22 protein-coding genes and 2 pseudogenes are annotated in these 19,843 nt (G+C 68.9%); 16 read left to right on the top strand and 8 right to left on the bottom strand.

The genetic code is table 11. The features are described from left to right. Positions 1–407: 407 nt before the first annotated feature. Positions 408–722, bottom strand: coding sequence for a hypothetical protein (locus OG241_RS31685; RefSeq protein WP_405820087.1), 315 nt, complete (start codon positions 720–722; stop codon positions 408–410). Next, positions 722–1,033 carry a hypothetical protein gene (locus tag OG241_RS31690; RefSeq protein WP_405820089.1) on the bottom strand — a complete coding sequence of 104 codons (312 nt, stop codon included), beginning with the start codon at positions 1,031–1,033 and terminating at the stop codon, positions 722–724. The genes OG241_RS31685 and OG241_RS31690 overlap by 1 nt, the downstream gene beginning before the upstream one ends. Positions 1,034–1,175: 142 nt before the next feature. Between OG241_RS31690 and OG241_RS31695 the strand changes: the two genes are divergently transcribed. From OG241_RS31695 to OG241_RS31720, 6 genes and pseudogenes are all read left to right on the top strand, one after another. Then, a complete protein-coding gene (locus tag OG241_RS31695) occupies positions 1,176–1,418 on the top strand; it encodes a GntR family transcriptional regulator (protein ID WP_405820091.1) in 243 nt (80 codons plus the stop codon). Between the two features lie 267 nt (positions 1,419–1,685). Then, positions 1,686–2,201: a hypothetical protein gene (locus tag OG241_RS31700; protein ID WP_405820093.1), complete on the top strand. Its 516-nt coding sequence runs from the start codon at positions 1,686–1,688 to the stop codon at positions 2,199–2,201. 134 nt (positions 2,202–2,335) lie between these two features. After that, positions 2,336–2,533, top strand: a pseudogene (locus OG241_RS31705) (nucleotidyltransferase family protein); the annotation flags it as partial. An 82-nt stretch (positions 2,534–2,615) separates the two neighbouring features. Continuing rightward, positions 2,616–3,203 (top strand): annotated as a pseudogene (locus tag OG241_RS31710) (lipid II:glycine glycyltransferase FemX); the annotation flags it as partial. Between the two features lie 114 nt (positions 3,204–3,317). Continuing rightward, positions 3,318–3,713: a hypothetical protein gene (locus OG241_RS31715; RefSeq protein ID WP_405820094.1), complete on the top strand. Its 396-nt coding sequence runs from the start codon at positions 3,318–3,320 to the stop codon at positions 3,711–3,713. Between the two features lie 140 nt (positions 3,714–3,853). Then, positions 3,854–4,924, top strand: coding sequence for an EamA family transporter (locus tag OG241_RS31720; RefSeq protein ID WP_405820096.1), 1,071 nt, complete (start codon positions 3,854–3,856; stop codon positions 4,922–4,924). A 49-nt stretch (positions 4,925–4,973) separates the two neighbouring features. On the opposite strand, the gene OG241_RS31725 is transcribed toward OG241_RS31720, so the two are convergent. After that, positions 4,974–5,825: an SDR family oxidoreductase gene (locus tag OG241_RS31725; protein ID WP_405820097.1), complete on the bottom strand. Its 852-nt coding sequence runs from the start codon at positions 5,823–5,825 to the stop codon at positions 4,974–4,976. Between the two features lie 101 nt (positions 5,826–5,926). Here OG241_RS31725 and OG241_RS31730 point away from each other — a divergent pair, with 101 nt between their 5' ends. Continuing rightward, the gene (locus tag OG241_RS31730) at positions 5,927–6,502 is read left to right on the top strand and encodes a TetR/AcrR family transcriptional regulator (RefSeq protein ID WP_405820098.1); all 576 of its coding nucleotides are present in this window, start codon (positions 5,927–5,929) and stop codon (positions 6,500–6,502) included. 30 nt (positions 6,503–6,532) lie between these two features. Here OG241_RS31730 and OG241_RS31735 read toward each other — a convergent pair whose 3' ends face one another. Beyond that, entirely contained in the window at positions 6,533–7,456 is a 924-nt protein-coding gene (locus OG241_RS31735) for an ADP-ribosylglycohydrolase family protein (protein WP_405820100.1), read from the bottom strand. Between the two features lie 309 nt (positions 7,457–7,765). Further along, positions 7,766–8,485 carry an SDR family oxidoreductase gene (locus tag OG241_RS31740; protein WP_405820102.1) on the bottom strand — a complete coding sequence of 240 codons (720 nt, stop codon included), beginning with the start codon at positions 8,483–8,485 and terminating at the stop codon, positions 7,766–7,768. Positions 8,486–8,539: 54 nt separating this feature from the next. Here OG241_RS31740 and OG241_RS31745 point away from each other — a divergent pair, with 54 nt between their 5' ends. Together OG241_RS31745 and OG241_RS31750 are read left to right on the top strand one after the other, a co-directional pair. Continuing rightward, on the top strand, positions 8,540–9,172 hold the full coding sequence (locus OG241_RS31745; RefSeq protein WP_405820103.1) for a TetR/AcrR family transcriptional regulator: 633 nt from the start codon (positions 8,540–8,542) through the stop codon (positions 9,170–9,172). Further along, positions 9,169–9,375: an SDR family NAD(P)-dependent oxidoreductase gene (locus OG241_RS31750; RefSeq protein ID WP_405820105.1), complete on the top strand. Its 207-nt coding sequence runs from the start codon at positions 9,169–9,171 to the stop codon at positions 9,373–9,375. Before OG241_RS31745 ends, OG241_RS31750 begins: the two co-directional genes overlap by 4 nt. Here the strand turns inward: OG241_RS31750 and OG241_RS31755 are convergent. Next, positions 9,341–9,766: a DUF5959 family protein gene (locus OG241_RS31755; RefSeq protein WP_405820107.1), complete on the bottom strand. Its 426-nt coding sequence runs from the start codon at positions 9,764–9,766 to the stop codon at positions 9,341–9,343. The genes OG241_RS31750 and OG241_RS31755 overlap by 35 nt on opposite strands. 87 nt (positions 9,767–9,853) lie before the next feature. Further along, entirely contained in the window at positions 9,854–10,348 is a 495-nt protein-coding gene (locus OG241_RS31760) for a TIGR03618 family F420-dependent PPOX class oxidoreductase (protein WP_405820108.1), read from the bottom strand. An 89-nt stretch (positions 10,349–10,437) separates the two neighbouring features. Between OG241_RS31760 and OG241_RS31765 the strand changes: the two genes are divergently transcribed. Then, a complete protein-coding gene (locus OG241_RS31765) occupies positions 10,438–11,019 on the top strand; it encodes a hypothetical protein (protein ID WP_405820110.1) in 582 nt (193 codons plus the stop codon). A gap of 20 nt (positions 11,020–11,039) precedes the next feature. On the opposite strand, the gene OG241_RS31770 is transcribed toward OG241_RS31765, so the two are convergent. Next, on the bottom strand, positions 11,040–11,861 hold the full coding sequence (locus tag OG241_RS31770) for a class I SAM-dependent DNA methyltransferase (RefSeq protein WP_405820111.1): 822 nt from the start codon (positions 11,859–11,861) through the stop codon (positions 11,040–11,042). Positions 11,862–12,046: 185 nt separating this feature from the next. Here OG241_RS31770 and OG241_RS31775 point away from each other — a divergent pair, with 185 nt between their 5' ends. The 6 genes from OG241_RS31775 (at position 12,047) to OG241_RS31800 (ending at position 19,770) form a co-directional block, all read left to right on the top strand. Next, entirely contained in the window at positions 12,047–13,030 is a 984-nt protein-coding gene (locus OG241_RS31775) for a phosphotransferase family protein (protein ID WP_405820112.1), read from the top strand. Positions 13,031–13,085: 55 nt separating this feature from the next. Next, entirely contained in the window at positions 13,086–13,490 is a 405-nt protein-coding gene (locus tag OG241_RS31780; RefSeq protein ID WP_405820114.1) for a DUF4440 domain-containing protein, read from the top strand. Positions 13,491–13,753: 263 nt separating this feature from the next. Continuing rightward, the gene (locus OG241_RS31785) at positions 13,754–14,572 is read left to right on the top strand and encodes a TIGR03084 family metal-binding protein (RefSeq protein ID WP_405820116.1); all 819 of its coding nucleotides are present in this window, start codon (positions 13,754–13,756) and stop codon (positions 14,570–14,572) included. Further along, positions 14,569–16,290, top strand: a complete 1,722-nt coding sequence (locus OG241_RS31790) for an acyclic terpene utilization AtuA family protein (protein WP_405820118.1) — start codon at positions 14,569–14,571, stop codon at positions 16,288–16,290. The genes OG241_RS31785 and OG241_RS31790 overlap by 4 nt, the downstream gene beginning before the upstream one ends. Beyond that, entirely contained in the window at positions 16,287–17,891 is a 1,605-nt protein-coding gene (locus OG241_RS31795; protein WP_405820120.1) for an acyl-CoA carboxylase subunit beta, read from the top strand. Before OG241_RS31790 ends, OG241_RS31795 begins: the two co-directional genes overlap by 4 nt. A 10-nt stretch (positions 17,892–17,901) precedes the next feature. Next, a complete protein-coding gene (locus tag OG241_RS31800; protein WP_405820122.1) occupies positions 17,902–19,770 on the top strand; it encodes an acetyl/propionyl/methylcrotonyl-CoA carboxylase subunit alpha in 1,869 nt (622 codons plus the stop codon). Positions 19,771–19,843: the final 73 nt, after the last annotated feature.

Consider the following 19,843-nt stretch of genomic DNA (forward strand, 5'->3'; position numbering starts at 1 on the left):
GTACGTGACCGGGGCCGTGCGAATTTGCTGGTCGAGAGAGAAGCCCGTGCGGGAAGCTGCATGTGTAATCGAGCGAGAGGTTGCCATTCAGGCTGTCGAGGACCAGTTGGAGCGCGACTATCGGCGCTGGCGGGCTTTCTTGGCAGTGGCTTGGCCGGCTGCTGATGTAGCCGGGTCCGTCTCAGAACGACGGCCGCCAGCGGAAGGCGGGCAGCGCTGCGACCCGCAAGGCCGTTCAGCTGCCCCGCCCCGCGTGTGCGGAAGGCCCTCCATGAATCCGCCTTGCTCGCACGGCGCCGGGGTGCGGGCGGGGACGAACCGTGCTCGCCAGGCTCTGAGTACGAGGTGAGGAGCCCGGAACGTCGCGAACCCCTCACTCCAACTCCCTGTTCCTCTTGCTGCAGTGTTCAGTTCAGCCGGTTCAGCCGCTGCCCCCGGCTCTCGGCTACGCGAAGCGCATCCCGGAGGGCCTCCGCCAACCGCTCGGCGAGGAAACGGAGTTCGCCGCGGGGCGTGTCCGGGAGCAACTCGCGTGCGTGGACGAGCAGTTCACCGCCCATGCCGAGCTGGATCGACTCGGTCGCGTCCGCCAGGCGGGACACGGGGCCGCCGTGGTCGTCGGTGATCAGGTAACAGGGCTTGCCCTCCTGGCCGGACCAGGGCAACAGGCGGGGCCCGTAAGGAAGTTCGGGCGAGTCCGTGGACTCCGGTGCCGTACACATCAGGCGACCTCCATCCCGTGGATCCAGTACGGGCCAGGCATGTCCAGCCCAGGGGTGGCCATCGCCAACTCCCTTCGGCGTAGACGCTGTTCATGGGCGACGAGGTATGGGCGCACGGACCTGGTGGCGGTGCCTTCGATTCGGGCGCCGGCGTCCAGGCCGTATGGGCTGCGGTGGGTGGGGAGTGTGGGGCGGGTCGGGGGTGCGGCCATGGGTAGGGGAAGGGCGGTAGGGCATGTGCGGCGGTGCCTGTAGCGCCGGGTGAGTAGGAGGCTCATCTGGGTGATGAGGCGGCCGATAAGGTCGCTCATGTCATCAGCTCCTGTCGGATTCAGCTGGTGACCGTGCCCCCGGACGGCTTGCTCCCGTTGCGGGGGTTTTTACGGTCTGATCGCGGTCTACCGAAGTCTACTGCGGTCGCGCAGTCTACCGCAGAGTTTTAGCGTCAACTGCATGACTCCCGAGCTTGACCGAACCAGGCCTGTCTGGCGCCAGGTCGCCACAACCATCGCCGCTCGCATCGCCGACGGCGACTACCAGGTGGGCGATCGTGTGCCCTCGGTCGTTGAGTTGTCTGCAGAGTTCGGCATCGCCAGTTCCACTGCTCAGAAGGCGCTGGCACACCTCAAGGCGGAGGGACTGATCCGTGCGGAGGTTGGTCTCGGCTCCTTCGTCGCCGAGCGCCCCAAGGTGTGAAGGCCGTGTGGTGGGCGGGGCTGACGATCCAGGCCGCGCAGCGCGATATCGCGGCGTAAGCACCGCGGGCTCCAGGTCGCCGTCGACATTATGGCGATCGGCAGCAGTACGGGCGCGCCGAATTCGACCTGCTTGCGGAAGATGATCCTGTTCGCGTGACCTGCCGATCTTGCTCATGCGCCCCGCAGTTGAGCGTTGTCATCAGCGGTTGGTCACCAGTAAGTTCGGTCCGCCTTTGTTCGAGCGACGGGGAATACGGAGCCTGGGGTGGCACTGCTGGACACGCTGGTGACAACAGCCGCTGGGGCGCTGTCCGCCACGATCGGGGTCCTGGTCGGGGGCATCGTCACGCACCGGGCCCAGGACCGTCAGTGGCTGCGGGACAAGCAGTTGCTCGCCTATCAAGAACTGATCAGCCACTACGCCAAGTTCACGATGATCATCAGCCGCGCCCATGCCGATCGACAGGGATGGGACTACGACTGGAGCGAGTGGAGCGCGACCCTGACCCGTGCCAGCCTGGTCGCCCCCGCGGCCGTCGCGGCGGAGATCGACAACTTCGGCAAGGCCATCGGCGCCTTCCTGGACCAGGTGGCGCGCGACCCGGCACGCGACCCGGCGCGTGATCCGTTGAGTCAGGAGGAGTTCGCCCAGGCCAACAGGGCGCCCGCCCAAGCACAGGTGCAGTTGGTCAACGCCATACGACGCTCACTGAGCAAAGACCAAAAGGCACTGCCCTTCTGGATAGGCGGATCCCTCGCGGGCAGTCCCGACGACACCTGACAGACACGACACCCGACAGAGGAGGCACCGCCGGAAAGCCCGTCCATCGCCACGATCGCACGGCGCATCCCGACGCTCGTCAAGGAATCGAACACGCTCAGCATCGACCGTGACAGCTGTGTATGGACGCACTCCTGGAACGGGACAGTCGCTGGCGCGTGTACGCGCCGCACGGACTGTCGGACATGTTCAACCTCGTCGTACGGCCCAACCCGATGCTTGCCCCGCAGGCCGTCTACGAGGCGAAGGCGGCACGGTGGCAGGAGCAGTGGCCCGAGTTGACCGTGCTGGACTGGCCTCGGCCGAGGAGGTCATGGAACGGCCGGAGTTGATCTCCTAGGGTGGTAGGCCCATCCTGCGCAAGGAGTACCGTTCGTGTCTCTCCGCATCCAGCCCATCAGCCGTGCCGAGCATCTGCCGTTCGGCGGGCGGTCGTTGGAGGACATCCACCGGGGGCTCAACCAGCAGTGGCGGCGCAACATCAAGAAGGCCGAGAAGGCGGGCGTGACGGTGGCCCGGGGCGGATACGAGGATCTGCCCGCCTTCCACTCCCTCTACGCCGAGACGGCCGAACGTGATCGCTTCCTTCCGCGCCCGCTGCCCTACTTCCAGCGCATGTGGAGCGCGCTGACCGCCGAGGACTCCGACCGTATGCGCCTCTACCTCGCCCGTCACGAGGGCGAGGTGCTCGCAGCGGCCACGATGCTCACCGTCGGTGAGCACGTCTGGTACTCGTACGGAGCTTCCACGAGCCGGCGGCGTGAGGTCCAGCCCAACAACGCCATCCAGTGGCGCATGATGACCGACGCACATGAACTGGGCGCCACCGTGTACGACCTGCGCGGCATCACGGACACGCTGGAGGACTCCAACCACCTGCTCGGCCTGCTGCGCTTCAAGGTCGGTACGGGGGGTGAGGCCGCCGAGAGTCTGGGGGAGTGGGACCTGCCCCTCAACCGGCTGCTGCACAAGGCGCTGGATCTGTACATGTCCCGCCGCTGACGAAGGAGAGGGGGCGGAGGAGGGGGGAGGAGAAGGGGAAGGAGGGAGGGTGCGGTGCGACGGCGACGTCCCGAACTCCTGGCAGCCGGGGGCGCGTTGTGAGATCGTCCGCAGGTGACCGATGCTGCTGGTGGAGGAACGACCTCGGGACGACCCGACGACCGCACCGCGTCCGCTCTGCGCTTCGCGACGGAACTCGTCGCGTGGGTGGCCACTCCCTGGGCCCTGGCCGGCCACTCGTGGCTGCTTGCCGTCCTGTCCGTGGTGGTCCTGATCGGTCTTCCGACGGCTTTCTCCACTCCAGGGGACAAGGCCAACGTGATCATCGCGGTGCCGGGCTGGGCCACGATCCTGCTGGTGCTGCTCCAACTCGCTGCGGCTGTGATCTCCTCGTGGGTTGCCTGGCCCGCCTGGGCGGCGGTTCCCGTGACCGTGCTGGCCGCCGCGACTGTCGTCACGGAGCGCCGACGCTGGCGGTGGCTGCTCTCCACCGACCGACTCGCCAGGTGACGCGCTCAGCCGCCGGCTGAAGCACTCAGTCACACGGGTGTACACGGGTTCGCATGCCCTTTCCGGTCCATTACTCTGGACGGTAAAGTGCATCGCATTGTACGGAGATCGCGCGTAGATCATGGGAAGGCCCTGTAAAGATGACCAGTGCTGAGCGTCTGCCCGCGTGGGCCGTCGTGGCCGGACCGGTCGTGCCCGCAGGTATGGGGGACGCCGTGTCGCCCTCCGTCAACCTGCCCGCGCTTGTCGTCCCCACCCCCGGGGGATCTCGGGGGCGGCACCGGGGGGCGCGCAAGGGGTGGGGGACCCTGGGGGCCGTAGGGCTCGTGCTGTCCGGTGGGATATCCGTGCAGTTCGGCGGGGCGCTCGCCGTGACCTTGCTGCCGAGGGCCGGGGCCTTCGGGATCGTGACGCTGAGGCTGGTGGCCGCCGCTCTGATCATGCTGGTGGTGTGCCGGCCCAAGGTGCGCGGGTACTCGCGGGGCGACTGGGGAGTCGTCGTCCTGTTCGGCGTGACCATGGCCGGCATGAACGGGCTGTTCTACCAGGCCATCGGGCGCATCCCGCTCGGGCCCGCCGTCACCCTGGAAGTCCTCGGACCGCTCGTACTGTCCGTCATCGCCTCCCGACGCGCTCTCAATCTCGCCTGGGCCGGTCTCGCCCTCGCCGGGGTCTTTCTGCTCGGTGGTGGCAGTTTCGACACCCTTGATCCCGTAGGGGTCGCCTTCGCGCTCGGCGCCGGTGTCATGTGGGCGGTGTACATCGTCCTGAGTTCCCGTACGGGTCGACGCTTCCCGCAGGCCGACGGGCTGGCGCTCGCCATGGTGGTCGCCGCGGTGGCGTTTCTGCCGTTGGGGGTCGTGGAGTCGGGCGGCAGACTGCTCGACCCGACGACAGTGGCGCTGGGTGCGGGGGTGGGCGTGCTGTCGTCCGTCCTGCCGTACACACTTGAGCTTCTCGCCCTGCGGCGCCTGCCCGCCTCCACCTTCGCGGTCCTGATGAGCCTGGAGCCCGCCGTGGCCGCCTTCGCCGGGTTCCTGATCCTCCACCAGGCCCTCTCCGTCCCCGAGGCCCTCGCGATCTCCCTCGTCATCGTGGCGAGCATGGGGGCGGTACGGACGCAGGTGAGCCGGAGGAAGGCTCTGGGCGACGTCATCGACGAGGCGGCCGAACCCCCTGTGGTCAAGAAGCCGTTGGAGCTGGAGGCCTGAGAACTCCACTGGTGGCGAGATTTCCTGACGGGTCGTGCCGGTGGGCGGATCAGTGGGTGAAGGCGACAGATTCAGCGAGATCCTTCTGGGTCTCGAGCGCGGTGAGACGTTCGGTGAGTGCCGCGTGGACTGCGCCATAGGTGTCGGAGCCGAGAGCCAGGCGCAGTGGCGGGCTCGGGTGGCGGGTGGTGTCGTAGATGGCGGCGGCGAGCTTGGCCGGGTCGCCGGTGAAGACACTCTCGTCTGCGGTTTCCAGGTAGTGCCGGGTCTGGCCGACGGCATTGTCGCGGTAGACGGTCGATTCGGTGGTGTATTGCAGGGCCGAACCGAAGCCGGTACGGGTGGCGCCGGGCTCGACCAGAGTGAGGTGAATGTTGAAGTCGGAGACCTCGCGGCTGACGCTCTCGGTGAAGCCCTCCAGCCCCCACTTGCCCGCGTGATAGGAGCTGTGGGTGGGGATGCCGACCTGGCCGCCCACGCTGGAGATCTGGATGATCCGGCCACCGCCCTGCTCACGCATCGGCTGCAGGAAGGCGCGGGTGATCACCATCGGTGCGAGCAGGAGGACCTCGATCTGGTCGCGAATCTGCTCGACGGTCATCTCCTCGGCGGCGCCCACAACCGCGTATCCGGCATTGTTGACCACGATGTCCACCGGCCCGCACCGGAGAGTCCTGCCGACAACCTTGTCCACATCGGCCCGCCGCGTGAGGTCGAGGACCTCGACGGTCAGCCGGTCGCCGTACGTCTCGCGCAGGTCTTCCAGAGCTGCCGGGCGGCGGACCGTCGCCGTGACGCGGTCGCCGTTCCGGAGGGCTTGCTCGGTGAGATGGCGGCCCAGCCCACCGGAGGCTCCGGTGACGAACCAGTGACGTGAGGCCTTGTCGGCGGGAGCGGGCATGGGGGTCTCCTGAAGTAGGGTGATACCGGAACCTGTTCCGTTTAGAGTTAAGCGGAACAGATTCCGGAAAGCAACCGGAGATCGACACCGAAGGAACCCGCATGCCCGCCACGCCCCGCCGCACCAGGAGTGACGCGCTGCAGAACCGGGAGCGCCTGCTCGAGGTCGCCGCGCAGGCCTTCGCCGAGCAGGGGCTGGACACCGCGCCTGCCGCCATCGCCAAGCAGGCGGGCGTCGGTGTCGGCACGCTCTACCGGCACTTTCCGACTCGGGAAGTCCTCATCGACGCCGCCTACCGGCGCCAACTCACCCAGGTGTGCGAGAAGGTGAACGGCCTTCTCGCCCAGCACCCGGCCGCCGAGGCCACCCGGATGTGGATGGAACACTTCATCCACTACGCCACGGCGAAGAACGGAATGTCCGAAGCCCTCAACGCGGTCATCGCCTCCGGTATCGATCCGTACTCCGACAGCCGCGCACTCCTCACCGACGCTGTCGCCACCCTCCTCGCGGCCGGCGCCCGAGACGGAAGCCTGCGAACGGACGTCGACCCGGACAATGTCCTCCTCCTCATGGGGGGCATCGCCTATTCCGTGCAGCACGGCACCAGAGAGCAAGCCCGTCCGCTCGTCGACCTCTTCATGGACGCGCTGACCAAGGACTCGACCGCGAGCTGAATCCAGAGCTCCCGGACGTCCCGTGTCCCGCTACTGATCGTCCTGTCGGACTCCCCATTGGCTCCAGGCAGGAATGGCTTCGCGGGCTTGTAGCCAGGCGGACGGGATGCCGGCCGTGCCGGTGCGGGCTGCGACGACGCCCCCCGCGATCGCGCAGGTGGTGTCGCGGTCGCCCCACCCGGCGACGGTCTGCCACAACGCCTCGGTCAGGTCGTCCAGATGCCCGGCGGCGGACCACAGCGCGAAGGGCACCGTGTCCGGCGCCGAGATCAGCGTCCCCGAGCCCAGTACGGACGCCGCGTGGCGAACCGACGTACGCTCCGGGAAGTTCGCGGCCACCCGTAGTCCGGACCGTACGTCGCTGTCCGGCACGTGCGAGGCGACCTCCCGCAGGAACTCGGCGCGTGGTGGGGCGTCCTGACCCTCACTGGCGGCGGCCAGGGCCGCGGCAACGGCGACGGCCACCGCTCCCGCGACCGCCTCCGGGTGAGCGTGGGTGGTCAGTGCGGACAGCCGGGCGTACTCGGCGGCAGCCGCGAAGTCGTCCCGGAACCAGGCACCCAAGGGGGCCACCCGCATCGCGGCACCGTTGCCGTAGGAACCCTGGCCGCCGAACTGTGCCGCCGTGACGGCCCGCCAGTCCTCGCCCTCGCCGATACGCCGCAGCACACCGTGCATCGACGGACCGTACATTCGTCCAGGGTCCCGGTGGTACTCGGCGACGAACTCCTTCGCCAGGTCGTCCGGGCGGACCTCGTTGTGGGCCACCAGGTGGGCGAAGAGCACGAAAGCCATGGCGGAGTCGTCCGTCCACGACCAGGGCGCCGGACGCAGGGCCCGGGCGGTCCACAGCTCCTCGATGTTCTCGTCGGAGCGCACGAACCAGCTGTCACCGAAGGCATCGCCCATGACAAGGCCGTCCAGGCTGTCGCGGGCGTGCTGTGGACTGGTCATGGCCAAGCTCCTCTGAGCTCCTCTGAACGATGTGACCTCGGCATTCTGTCTGTCATCAGGCCAAGCGGGCGAGCGGATTCATGAACGGTGATACCGACCCGGACACCTGCGGGGTGCGGGGTGGCTTGGCCGAAGGCGGCCGTCTACTGCGCGATGCCACGGTCCATCCACGCCACCCGCGTCGCCAAAAAGGTCTTCACCGAACGTGAACTGCTCCCGGGGCTACCCCGGTGTCGGGCTTTGAGCGTCGGTGTCCTGGCCCTGCCATGGTGAGGCGCCCGAGGCAGGACGCCACGCCGAGTGAGCGCGTCAGCCGAGCGAGACCAGACGCGCGCCCCCGTCGGTCTCGATGACGGTGCCAGTGAGGTTGGCATTGGTGGCGACCAGGGCTACCACCTCAGCGATCTCCTGTGCCGAAGCGATGTGGCGGACGGGCAGAGTGGCGGCCGTTTGTGCGAAGTACTCGCGCTTGGCGTCTTCCGGTAGGCCGTTCCACCAAGGCGTGTCGACGAGCCCGGGAGATATGGCGTTCACCCGTACCGGAGCGAGTTCCGCGGCCAGCGGCTTGACCAGGGCCTCGACGGCGCCGTTGAGGGCGGCGATGCCGGCGGTTCCTGGCATGCCGGTCCGCGCGGTGATGGCACTGAGCAGGGTGATGGACCCGTCCGGTGTGAGGTGCGGCAGGACCGCCTGGATCGTGGTGACGTGGGGCCAGAACTTGGCCTCGAACGCGCGTCGCAGCATCGTCAGGTCGAGATCGGCTACCGGCCCCGGCCCTTCGCTTCCGCCGGCCGCCAGGATCAGCCAGTCGATGCTGCCGGTCGCCTCGGCGAGTGCGTTCATCTCGTCAGGGTTTCCGGCGTCGGCCCGGTGCCCGACCAGTTCGGCGTCGGTGACGGCAAGGGCGTCAAGGCGCTCTTTGCTGCGGCCGGCGATGTGCACCGTGGCGCCACGTGCCTGGAGCAGGCGGGCCGTTGCGAGCCCGATGCCGGACGTTCCTCCGACCACCAGGGCAGTGCGCTGGGACATGGCGTCTCCTTATTTCGAACCGCTGCGTCTCGAATTAAGCTAGCCTCCATGGTCATGGACAAGCAACCCCCCTCGGAGTCACGCCCGGGACGCAAGCGCAGCGAGGAGAGCCGGATGGCGATCCTGGTCGCGGCGTTCGAACTGGTCGGCGAGGTCGGCTACGCGGGCCTGACGATCGAAGGAATCGCCAACCGCGCCGGATGCGGCAAACAGACGATCTACCGCTGGTGGCCCACCAAGGCCCACGTTCTCCTCGAAGCACTCGCGGTGAAAGGCGATCTGTACGTCACGAACGCGGATCACGGCTCCTATGCCGACGACGTACGGGCTTTCCTGGGGGACATGTTCGGCCTCAGCCGCCAGCAGCGTGTCGTCGACGTCCTGTGCGTCCTGATGGCGGAGGCCCAGATCAACGAGGAGTTCGGCGAACTCTTCCGCAGCGCCTTTCTGCAGCGTCGGCGCGACGCGCTCGAGGTGATCCTCGATCGGGCCCGGACACGGGGTGACCTGCCGCCCCGGCCTGCTGCGTCCACCGTCCTGGACATCGTGTTCGGCGTCCTGTGGTACCGCCTCCTGGCCACGCGCCGGCCCATGGGCGACGACCTCGTCGAGGACCTCACGGCCACCCTCACGCAGGCTGCACAACCTCCGACCAACACGGTGATCGACCTGGGAGACCAGCAATGACCCTGCCCGGCACCATCCTCATCACCGGTGCCACCGACGGCCTCGGCCCGGCCCTGGCCGAACGCTTGGCAGCCGACGGCGCCGACCTGATCCCGCACGGCCGCAACCAAGCCGGACTCCACCGCATCGCAGACCAGTTCGCCACTCATCCGCTGGCGGAAGCCGCGCTTACTCCGGTGACAGGTGGCCGTCCCAAGTGCTGAGTACGGAGGCGAGCCGGTGCCGATGAGTTTCGATCCAGTCGGCCGGCAGGTCGATCGGCACTCGCACGGTCGTCATGGAGATGAGAACGTCTTCGACTACAACCTCGGGGCAGTCGCGCTGCCCGTTCAGGTGAATGAAGACGGAAGGGCCACGCTGGACATGCAACCAGGCGATGTCCTCGCCGGCCTCAAGACGATCCAGGGCCTCGCCCCACGAGACCAGACGCGACCGCCACAACGCGAGATCCACCCGACCGCTCACGAACGGCGTGTGGACGACGATCTCCGCGGCAAGCCCTCCAGCCACACCCTGCAGAGGGCCGAGCACAGTGATGCGAACACAGTTGCCCTCGTCATCACACAACAGAGCCAGATCCAACTGCTCAGCCATCACCGAGTCGCCTCCACGAAGATGAAGCGATCTTGACGTACGTCCGCTCGGCCGGCCAGTGATTCGGGACTGCGCCGAGCCATTTCGTCAGGAGTCCAAGGAGGCCGTGGTCTCGTCCAGGGCGTCGACGTCGATGTCCAGTGCCGTGCCGTACAGACGGTGGGCCTTCAGGCGGATCACCAGTCGTCGCTCGGCCACGAGCTGCTCCAGGAAGACCTGTTCGTCCTCCGGCCGGGCAGCCGCCGGGATCATCGCGAGCAACTCCCGCCCGACCGCGTCACCCGGGGCCGTCGTGATCTCGGACGTCTCCGCCTCGCCCTCCGCGACAGCGAACGACCACACGTTGCCGCCCGACACATGCAGGGCCGCACGCGGGTCGCGCCGCAGGTGCTTGACCTTGACGCGGTCGGCAGTGGTGGAGAACCGGACGATGCGGGTCGCCGGATCCCAGCTGTAGACCATGGTGGTCAGGTGTGGATGACCGCTGCGTCTGTTGGTGGCCAGCGTGCCGAACTGCTGCTTGCCCAGGAGGTCGGAGAGGGCTTCGTCGGACAGGGCGCGCGGTGCGGGGCCTTGGCTCATGACGGGCCCAACCGCTCGTGGTGACCTTGCATTCCACGGCGGGTTCCGGATCGCCCGCGACCAGAGTGGATCACGGGGATCATGAGGAGGTGACAGCCACTCGTGACTCCGGCCCCGCCCCCGCCCCTGACCGTGACCCCGACTTCATACGGGAACTCGTCCTCCTCAACGACCTCGATCTCAGCCCCGAAGACATCGCCCTCGTCCACCGAGAGGCGCTTCGTGTGCTGCGGCCCGTCATCGACACGGCTCACCTGGACGCGTACAGCGACGACGTCTGGCCGCCGGAGGCCCTCGTGTCGTACGAGCAGCTGCTGACCCTGGGGGCGGAGGCGCCGGCGGACGGCAGGCGCTCGGGCCGCGACGACCCCGGGATGGGCATCGACATCGACGTCCGCGACGACGAACAGTTCGGCGTGCTGCTGGACTTGGCGCCGCTCACGATCAACGCCGAGGCGCGGCAAGGAGATCGGCAGATCCTCAGCGCGAACGGCTCGGGGACCTCGCTGTGGCTGGCGGTCACGCGGGAGCAGGAGCGTGAACTGCTCGCCAGGCTGGGAGTGTTGGGGATCGCGACGTCCGTACTCGCCGATGCTCCGCGCCGCCGCCGTCGCGGACTGTGGCGCGGTCAACGGTCGAGGCGACCTGGGCGACCCGGCCGGCCTCGGTGACCGAGTCGGCGCCCAACCTCTCAGCCGGCGGCCGGCTTCTCCCACACCGACACGTGCTTCGTGCTCTCGCTCGTGAACGGCTCCCGGGCCCACCCCTCCCACCGCTCGCGCAGCCGCATCCCGGCGAGCTGGGCCATCAGGTCGAGTTCGGACGGCCACACGTACCGGAACGGGATCGACCGGTACGACCCACGCCCGTCGACCACCTCGACGTAGTTCGAGCTGGTCGCCTGAGTGGCGACGTCGTACACGTCGAAGGCCCAGCGGGTCGGGCTCGTGTGGAACGGTACGACGTTCTGGCCGGGCGGCAGGCTGCGCAGCCGAGGCACGCTGACCTCGACGACGAAGGTCCCGCCGGGCGCCAGCTGCGCCGCGACATTGCGGAAGCAAGCAACCTGCGCCTCCTGCGAGGTGAGGTTCATGATCGTGTTGTAGACGAGGTAGGCGACGGAGAAGTACCCGGCCGAGTCCCCGTCCCCCGTACTGGCCCTCGTCGCCGAGAAGTCCCCGATCGTCACCCCGATCGTGTCCCCGCCCGGCTTGGCCCGCAGCCGGGACACCATCGCGCGGGACATGTCGATACCGTGCACCTCGACCCCGCGCCGCGCCAACGGCAACGCGATACGTCCCGTCCCGATGGCGAGTTCGAGGGCCCGGCCTTCACCGGCCGGCCCTGCCAGCCCGGCCAGGAAATCGACCGCCGGTTCAATGGCGGCGGACGTGAACATGTGGGAGGACGGGTCGTCGTACTTCTCGGCTACGGCTTCTCCGAAGTAGCCGTCGTCGTCCTGATCGTCGTCTGCGGCTCGGCCCTGGTCTGTTCCGGCGTCTGAGACAGTCACCGGAGGACCGTACTGCTGGTTGCGATCGCGACGCATCCGATTTTCCGACGTCGGCAGCCGTTCCCCCTCAGCCTCTCAGTCATTCAAGTCCTCAGCCTTCAGCCCCTCGGGTCCCTCAGGTCCTCAAGTCCCGTCTCATCCCCGCGCCTTGCCCTCGCTCACAGGCAGACGCATAACCTGCTCCCATGGGTTCAGGTGGGGGAACCGAGGGCGTCGGTGCGGATCTCGACAGTCACGACTGGAGCGCCACGCGCGCCTGGGTGGAGAAGGGGCTGTCCGAGGCGGAGCGCATCGAAAGCGTGGAGCGGTTGCGCGGCGGCTGGACTTCGGAGATGCGCCGTTTGGACCTCTGCGGTCCGGGTGGCCGGCGCTCACTCGTCCTGCGGTCCTTCGTCAAGCCGTTCTTCGTTCGGCACGCGGAGGGTCTGCTGACCCGGGAGGCGACGGTCCTGCGGATGCTCGGCGACACGGATGTGCCTGCGGCCGGGCTCCTCGCGGTGGACGCGACGGCGCAGTACTGCGATCACCCCTCCCTCCTGATGACGCTGCTGCCGGGGACCGTGCGCCTGGGCGATCGAGGCGCTGACGATCGCGCCGACCTGCTCGCCCGGCAACTGGTGCGTATCCATCAACTGCCGGTGACCGCTCGGCAACGCCCTCGCACCTACCAGGCCTGGACCTCTCCCGAGCGGGTGACCTTGCCCGCCGGCAGTGAGCGGCCCGAGATCTGGCAGCGGGCTGTCGACGTCATCCGCCGGGAGCCCCCGGCCTGTCAGGGTTGCTTCCTGCACCGGGACTTCCATCCCGGCAATGTGCTCTTCACCGGCACTGGCGACGATCTCCGGATCAGTGGTGTCGTCGACTGGGTGGAGACGTCCTGGGGGCCGGCCGACCTGGACGTGGCTCATTGCTCGACGGCCCTCGCCCTTCTGCACGGGATTCCGGCGGGGATGAACTTCGCCGATCGTTACGTCGCAGCCGGCGGAACCCTGGCCGACGACGGCCCCGCCCATCTCTACTGGCGGCTGCTCGACGCGTTGGGTTTCGCCCCGGACGCGGAGAAGGTCGCTGTTCCGTGGCGTGAACTGGGCCGAGTCGATCTGACGCCCAGTGTCCTGGCCCAAAGACTGGAGGGATACATCGGATCCCTTCTCGGCCGCTACGCCTGAGCAGTCGCCGGTACGCCCGAGAGCCTGGAACGTCTCACCCCATGGAGGATCACCCGTGTCCGATGTCAAGGCCGAACTCGACCAACTGATGCGTGCCTTCCTCGGTGCGTTCACCAACACCGGCGGCAGTCGACCGAACGTCGAGGTTGTCCGGGAGGTGTTCATCCCGGAGGGAATGATCATCAAGAACATCGGAGGTGATCCTGTGATCTACGACCTCGACGCGTTCGTCGAGCCCCGGGAGAAGATCCTCACCGACGGGACGCTGACGGAGTTCTCCGAATGGGAAGTCGCCGAGCGGACCGACATCTTCGGATCGATCGCGCACCGGTTCAGCGAATACCGCAAGTCCGGCTTCCTCGACGGCGAGTGGTTCGAGGGCGCCGGCCGCAAGACCACCCAGTTCGTCCTGACGCCGGCCGGGTGGCGGATGAGCTCGATGGCTTGGGACGACGAATAGGGGTTCAGCGGTTCAGCGGTTCAGGTCAAGGCCTGGGGCTCTGCCTCCTCGCCCGTGGTGCTGCGTTCAGTTAATGCAAGCATGCTTGCTTGTTTCTGGCGGCGCTGCCATCCTTCGTTCGGGAACGGACCGCACCATGCTCCAGGATCCGCAACCACGTCCCAGGGCCGCAATCACGTCCCAACGTCCGCAACCACGTCCCAGCGCCCGGAACGACACCCCAGCGTCCACCACATCCCGCCCCTCCCCGAAGGGAAGCGCCCGTGTCCGACCCCTCGGCCAATACCTGGGCCGTCATCGACGACCTGCGCCAGGAAGGCGCTCAACTCGACGACCTGGTTGCCGAGTTGAGCGGCGAGCAGTGGGCCCTCGACACCCCCGCCCCCGCCTGGACCGTCGCCCATCAGATCGCGCACCTCGCCTGGACCGACCACTCCTCCGTGCTGGCCGTGACCGACCGGGCCGCCTTCGACCGTGAGGTGGAGAAAGCGCTGATCGCGCCAGGGGACTTCGTGGACAACGGTGCCGAGGAGTGGGCGGGGAAGCCGCCCGCGCGGTTGCTCGCGGACTGGCGGGCCGGGCGCGAGGCTCTGGCGGACGCCCTGCGTGCGGCACCCGCCGGGGCACGGTTTCCCTGGTACGGGCCGCCGATGTCCGCCGCTTCCATGGCGACCGCCCGGCTGATGGAGACCTGGGCCCACGGCCTGGACGTGGCCGACGCGCTGAGCGTGCCCCGGATCGCCCCCACCGCCCGGCTCCGGCACATCGCCCGACTCGGTGTCCGCACCCGCGACTTCGCGTTCGGTGTGCACGGGATGGCCCCACCGTTCGACGAGTTCCGCGTGGAACTCGTCGGGCCCGCTGGGGAGTTGTGGACGTATGGTCCGGAGGACCCGAAACACGCGGTCGGCCGAGTCACCGGCCCCGCCCTCGACTTCTGCCTCCTCGTCACCCAGCGCGCCCATCGCGCCGACCTCGCTCTGCGCGCCGAAGGCGCCGACGCCGACCAGTGGCTGGACATCGCCCAGGCTTTCGCGGGCCCGCCGGGCAAGGGGCGGGCACCGAATGAGGGCGCACAGTGACCGCACCTCGAACCCCCCTCCGCGTGGGCAACGCCTCCGGCTTCTACGGCGACCGTTTCGACGCCATGCGCGAGATGCTCACCGGCGGCCAACTCGACGTCCTCACCGGTGACTACCTCGCCGAGCTGACCATGCTCATCCTCGGCCGCGACCGCCTCAAGGACCCGAAGGACCCGTCGGCCGGGTATGCCCGTACGTTCCTGCGGCAGTTGGAGGAGTGCCTCGGGCTCGCCCATGAGCGTGGCGTACGGATCGTCGCCAACGCCGGTGGCCTGAACCCGGCGGGCCTCGCCGAGGACGTCCGGAAACTGGCCGACCGGCTCGGCATCCCCGTCCGCGTCGCCCATGTCGAGGGCGACGACCTGACCGGCGGCCATCCCAACAGCCTTGCCGCACACGCCTACTTGGGCGCGTTCGGCATCGCCGCCTGTCTGCGCGAAGGTGCGGACATCGTCGTCACCGGCCGGGTCACCGACGCCGCCCTCGTCGTCGGGCCCGCCGTCGCCCACTTCGGCTGGGGACCGCAGGCCCATGACCAGCTCGCGGGTGCCGTCGTCGCCGGACACGTACTGGAGTGCGGTACGCAGGCCACCGGCGGCAACTACGCCTTCTTCGCCGAGCACGTCCGCCAGAACCCCCGCCTCCTCCGTCACCCCGGCTTCCCCCTCGCCGAGATCCACCCCGACGGCACCAGCGTCATCACCAAGCACCCCGGCACCGGCGGCATCGTCGACGTCGGCACGGTCACCGCCCAACTCCTGTACGAGACCCAGGGCGCCCGGTACGCCGGCCCCGACGTCACCGCCCGCCTCGACACCGTCCGCCTCAACCAGGACGGGCCCGACCGGGTACGTATCCACGGAGTACGCGGGGAATCGCCCCCGCCCACCCTCAAAGTGGGCCTCAACCGGTTCGGCGGTTTCCGTAACGAGGTCACCTTCGTGCTCACCGGGCTCGACATCGAGCACAAGGCCGCGCTCGTCCGGGACCAGCTGGAGACCGTGCTGTACGCGGCCAAGTCCCGGCCCGCCGAAGTGAGTTGGACCCTCGCTCGCACCGACCACCCCGACGCGCCCACCGAGGAGACCGCCAGCGCGCTGCTCCGGCTCGTCGTCCGTGACCCCGACCGGAACGCCGTGGGCCGCACCCTCAGCGGCGCCGCCGTCGAACTCGCCCTCGCCAGCTATCCCGGGTTCCATGTTCTGGCACCCCCCGGAAAGGGCGCCCCCTACGGGGTGTTCGAGGCGGAGTACGTCCCCCAGGACGCCGTGAGCCACGTTGCCGTACTCGACGACGGACGCCGGATCCCCGTACCGCCGCCGCACGACACCTTCGTACTGGAAGAACTGCCGGAGGCACCCCTCCCCGACCCGCTGCCGCCCGGCCCGGTCCGTCGGGCTCCCCTCGGACTGCTCGCCGGTGCCCGCAGCGGGGACAAGGGGGGCAATGCCAACGTCGGTGTCTGGGTGCGTACGGACGAGGCCTGGCGCTGGCTCGCGCACACCCTCACCGTCGCCCGGTTCCGTGAACTGCTGCCGGAGACGGCCGAGTTGAACGTCGTACGACACACCCTCCCGCACCTGCGCGCCCTCAACTTCACCGTCGAGGGCATCCTCGGCGAGGGTGTCGCCGCGCAGCACCGGTTCGATCCACAGGCCAAGGCGCTCGGCGAGTGGCTGCGCTCCCGGCACCTCGACATACCGGAGGCACTGCTGTGACGGTCCTGGCGTCCGCGCTCGACACCGCGTCCTCGGAGTACGCGTCCCACCGCGAGTCCATGCTCGGAAGACTCGCCGGCCTGGACGCCGAACACGCCAAGGCGCTCGCGGGCGGCGGGGAGAAGTACGTCACCCGGCACCACGCCCGCGGCAAGCTCCTCGCCCGTGAACGCATCGAGCTGCTCCTCGACCCCGACACGCCCTTCCTGGAGTTGTCGCCGCTCGCGGCCTGGGGGAGTGAGTACGCGGTCGGGGCCTCCCTTGTCACCGGGATCGGGGTCGTCGAGGGCGTGGAATGCCTCATCACGGCCAACGATCCGACCGTGCGCGGCGGCGCCAGCAACCCCTGGAGCCTGAAGAAGGCCCTGCGTGCCAACGACATCGCGCTCGCCAACCGGCTGCCCTTCATCAGCCTCGTCGAGTCGGGTGGCGCGGATCTCCCGTCCCAGAAGGAGATCTTCATCCCCGGGGGAGCCGTCTTCCGCGACCTCACCCGGTTGTCGGCGGCGGGAATCCCGACCGTCGCTGTCGTGTTCGGGAATTCCACCGCAGGTGGGGCGTACATCCCCGGTATGTCCGATCACGTGATCATGGTCAAGGAGCGCGCCAAGGTGTTCCTCGGCGGTCCGCCCCTCGTCAAGATGGCCACCGGCGAGGAGAGCGACGACGAGTCGCTGGGCGGCGCGGAGATGCACGCGCGCGTGTCGGGCCTCGCGGACTACTTCGCCCTCGACGAGCACGACGCTCTGCGCCAGGCCCGCCGGGTCGTCGCTCGGCTCAACCACCGCAAGGCGTACGCCGATCCGAGCGACGCCGACGTCCAGCCGCCCAAGTACGACGCGGAGGAGCTGCTCGGGATCGTGCCGGGCGATCTGAAGGTGCCCTTCGACCCGCGCGAGGTGGTCGCCCGTATCGTCGACGCCTCCGACTTCGACGAGTTCAAGCCCCTCTACGGAACCAGCCTCGTCACCGGCTGGGCGACGCTGCACGGCTACCCGGTCGGCATCCTCGCCAACGCCCAAGGGGTCCTGTTCAGCGCGGAGTCACAGAAGGCCGCCCAGTTCATCCAGCTCGCCAACCAGCGTGACATCCCGCTCCTCTTCCTCCACAACACCACCGGCTACATGGTCGGCAAGGAGTACGAGCAGGGCGGCATCATCAAGCACGGCGCGATGATGATCAACGCGGTCTCCAACTCCCGCGTCCCCCACCTGTCCGTCCTCATGGGGGCCTCGTACGGCGCCGGGCACTACGGCATGTGCGGGCGCGCCTACGACCCCCGTTTCCTCTTCGCCTGGCCCAGCGCCAAGTCCGCCGTCATGGGCCCGCAGCAGCTCGCCGGCGTGCTGTCGATCGTCGCCCGCCAGTCGGCCGCCGCCAAGGGGCAGCCGTACGACGAGGACGGGGACGCCGCCCTTCGCGCGATGGTGGAGCAGCAGATCGAGTCCGAATCGCTCCCCATGTTCCTCTCCGGGCGGCTGTACGACGACGGTGTCATCGACCCGCGCGACACCCGGACCGTCCTCGGCCTGTGCCTCTCCGCGATCCACACCGCCCCCTACGAGGGCGCACGCGGCGGCTTCGGCGTCTTCCGAATGTGAGGAACGAACAGTGATCACCTCTGTGCTCGTCGCCAACCGTGGCGAGATCGCCTGCCGCATCTTCCGCACCTGCCGTGAGCTGGGCGTCCGGACGGTCGCCGTGTACTCGGACGCCGACGAGAACGCCCTGCACGCGCGCGTGGCCGACGCGGCGGTACGGCTGCCGGGGACGGCCTCCGCGGACACGTATCTGCGCGGTGAGCTGATCGTGCGGGCCGCGCTCGCGGCGGGCGCGGACGCCGTGCACCCCGGATACGGCTTCCTGTCGGAGAACGCCGGTTTCGCGCGTGCCGTGATCGACGCGGGGCTCGTGTGGATCGGCCCGCCTCCGGCGGCGATCGAAGCCATGGCGTCCAAGACGCGCGCCAAGCAGCTGATGGGGCTCAAGCCACTGACCGGCGTCACCGAGGCCGACCTGCCGGTGCTGGTCAAGGCGGCGGCGGGCGGCGGCGGGCGCGGGATGCGCGTCGTACGTGAACTGGCTGAGATGGAAGGCGAGTTGGAGGCGGCCCGAGCGGAGGCCCAGAGCGCCTTCGGTGACGGCGAGGTCTTCGTCGAGTCGTATGTGGAGGGCGGCCGGCACATCGAGGTCCAGGTCCTGGCCGACACCCACGGCACGGTCTGGGCGCTCGGCACCCGCGACTGCTCCCTCCAGCGCCGCCACCAGAAGGTGATCGAGGAGTCCCCGGCCCCCGGAATCCCGGCCACGCTCGTCGCGGAACTCCACGAACTGGCCGTACGCGCGGCTCGCGCCGTCGACTACACGGGCGCCGGCACCGTCGAGTTCCTGGTGGGGGAGGACGGCAAGGCCCACTTCCTGGAGATGAACACCCGCCTCCAGGTCGAACACCCGGTCACGGAGGCCGTCTTCGGCATCGACCTGGTGGCCCTCCAGATACGCGTCGCGGAGGGCGGTGCTCTTGAGGATCCTGAAGATGACCCGCCACGCGCGCGTGGCCATGCGATAGAGGCCCGCCTGTACGCCGAGAACCCGGCGGACTCCTGGACCCCGCAGACCGGCACCCTGCACCGCCTCGCCGTCGGCGTAGCCGGTGTCCAGGCGGAGAACATCCGCCTGGACACCGGCTACGCCGACGGCGACCCGATCCCCGTCCACTACGACCCGATGCTCGCCAAGGTCGTCGTACACGCCCCCACGCGCGCGGAGGCGATCCGCAAACTGGCGGGCGCCCTGGAACGGGCGACGATCCACGGCCCGATCACCAACCGCGACCTCCTCGTCCGCTCTCTCCGCCACGAGGAGTTCACGACAGCCCGTATGAACACGGGCTTCTACGACCGTCACCTCCCCTCCCTCACCGAGCCGGCCCCCGACCCCTACGCACCTCTGGCCGCCGCCTTGGCCGACGCCCACGGCCGCTCCCGCTTCGGCGGCTGGCGCAACCTCCCCGCCCAACCGCAGGTCAAGCGCTACGCGACGGCGGACGGCGAGGAGCACGAGACGGCCTACCGCCACACCCGCGAGGGCCTGACGGCCGACGGAGTGCAGGTCGTGCACACCGACGCGAGCCTCGTCGTACTGGAAGTGGCAGGCGTACGAAGGAAGTTCGACGTCACCCGGTACGCCGACCGCATCCACGTGAACGCAACCACTCTCACCCCCCTGCCCCGCTTCCCCGACGCAACGGCCCAACACGCCCCGGGCTCCTTGCTGGCGCCCATGCCGGGCACGGTGGTTCGAGTGGCGGAGGGCGCGACCGTAGGAGCCCCCGTGCGGGCCGGAGAGCCCCTCCTATGGCTGGAGGCGATGAAGATGGAACACAAGATCGCGGCCCCAACGACGGGCACGCTCACGGCACTTCACGTAGTCACCGGCCAACAGGTAGAGGTCGGCACGCTGCTCGCGGTCGTCCTTTAGGGGCGCGGGGAACTGCGCGACAAGCCACAACGCACCCGCACACACCCCACAACCGAACCCCCCTCCCCCTGAG

Origin of the sequence: Streptomyces sp. NBC_01390, assembly GCF_045040105.1 — a bacterium.
Taxonomy (GTDB): Bacteria; Actinomycetota; Actinomycetes; order Streptomycetales; family Streptomycetaceae; genus Streptomyces.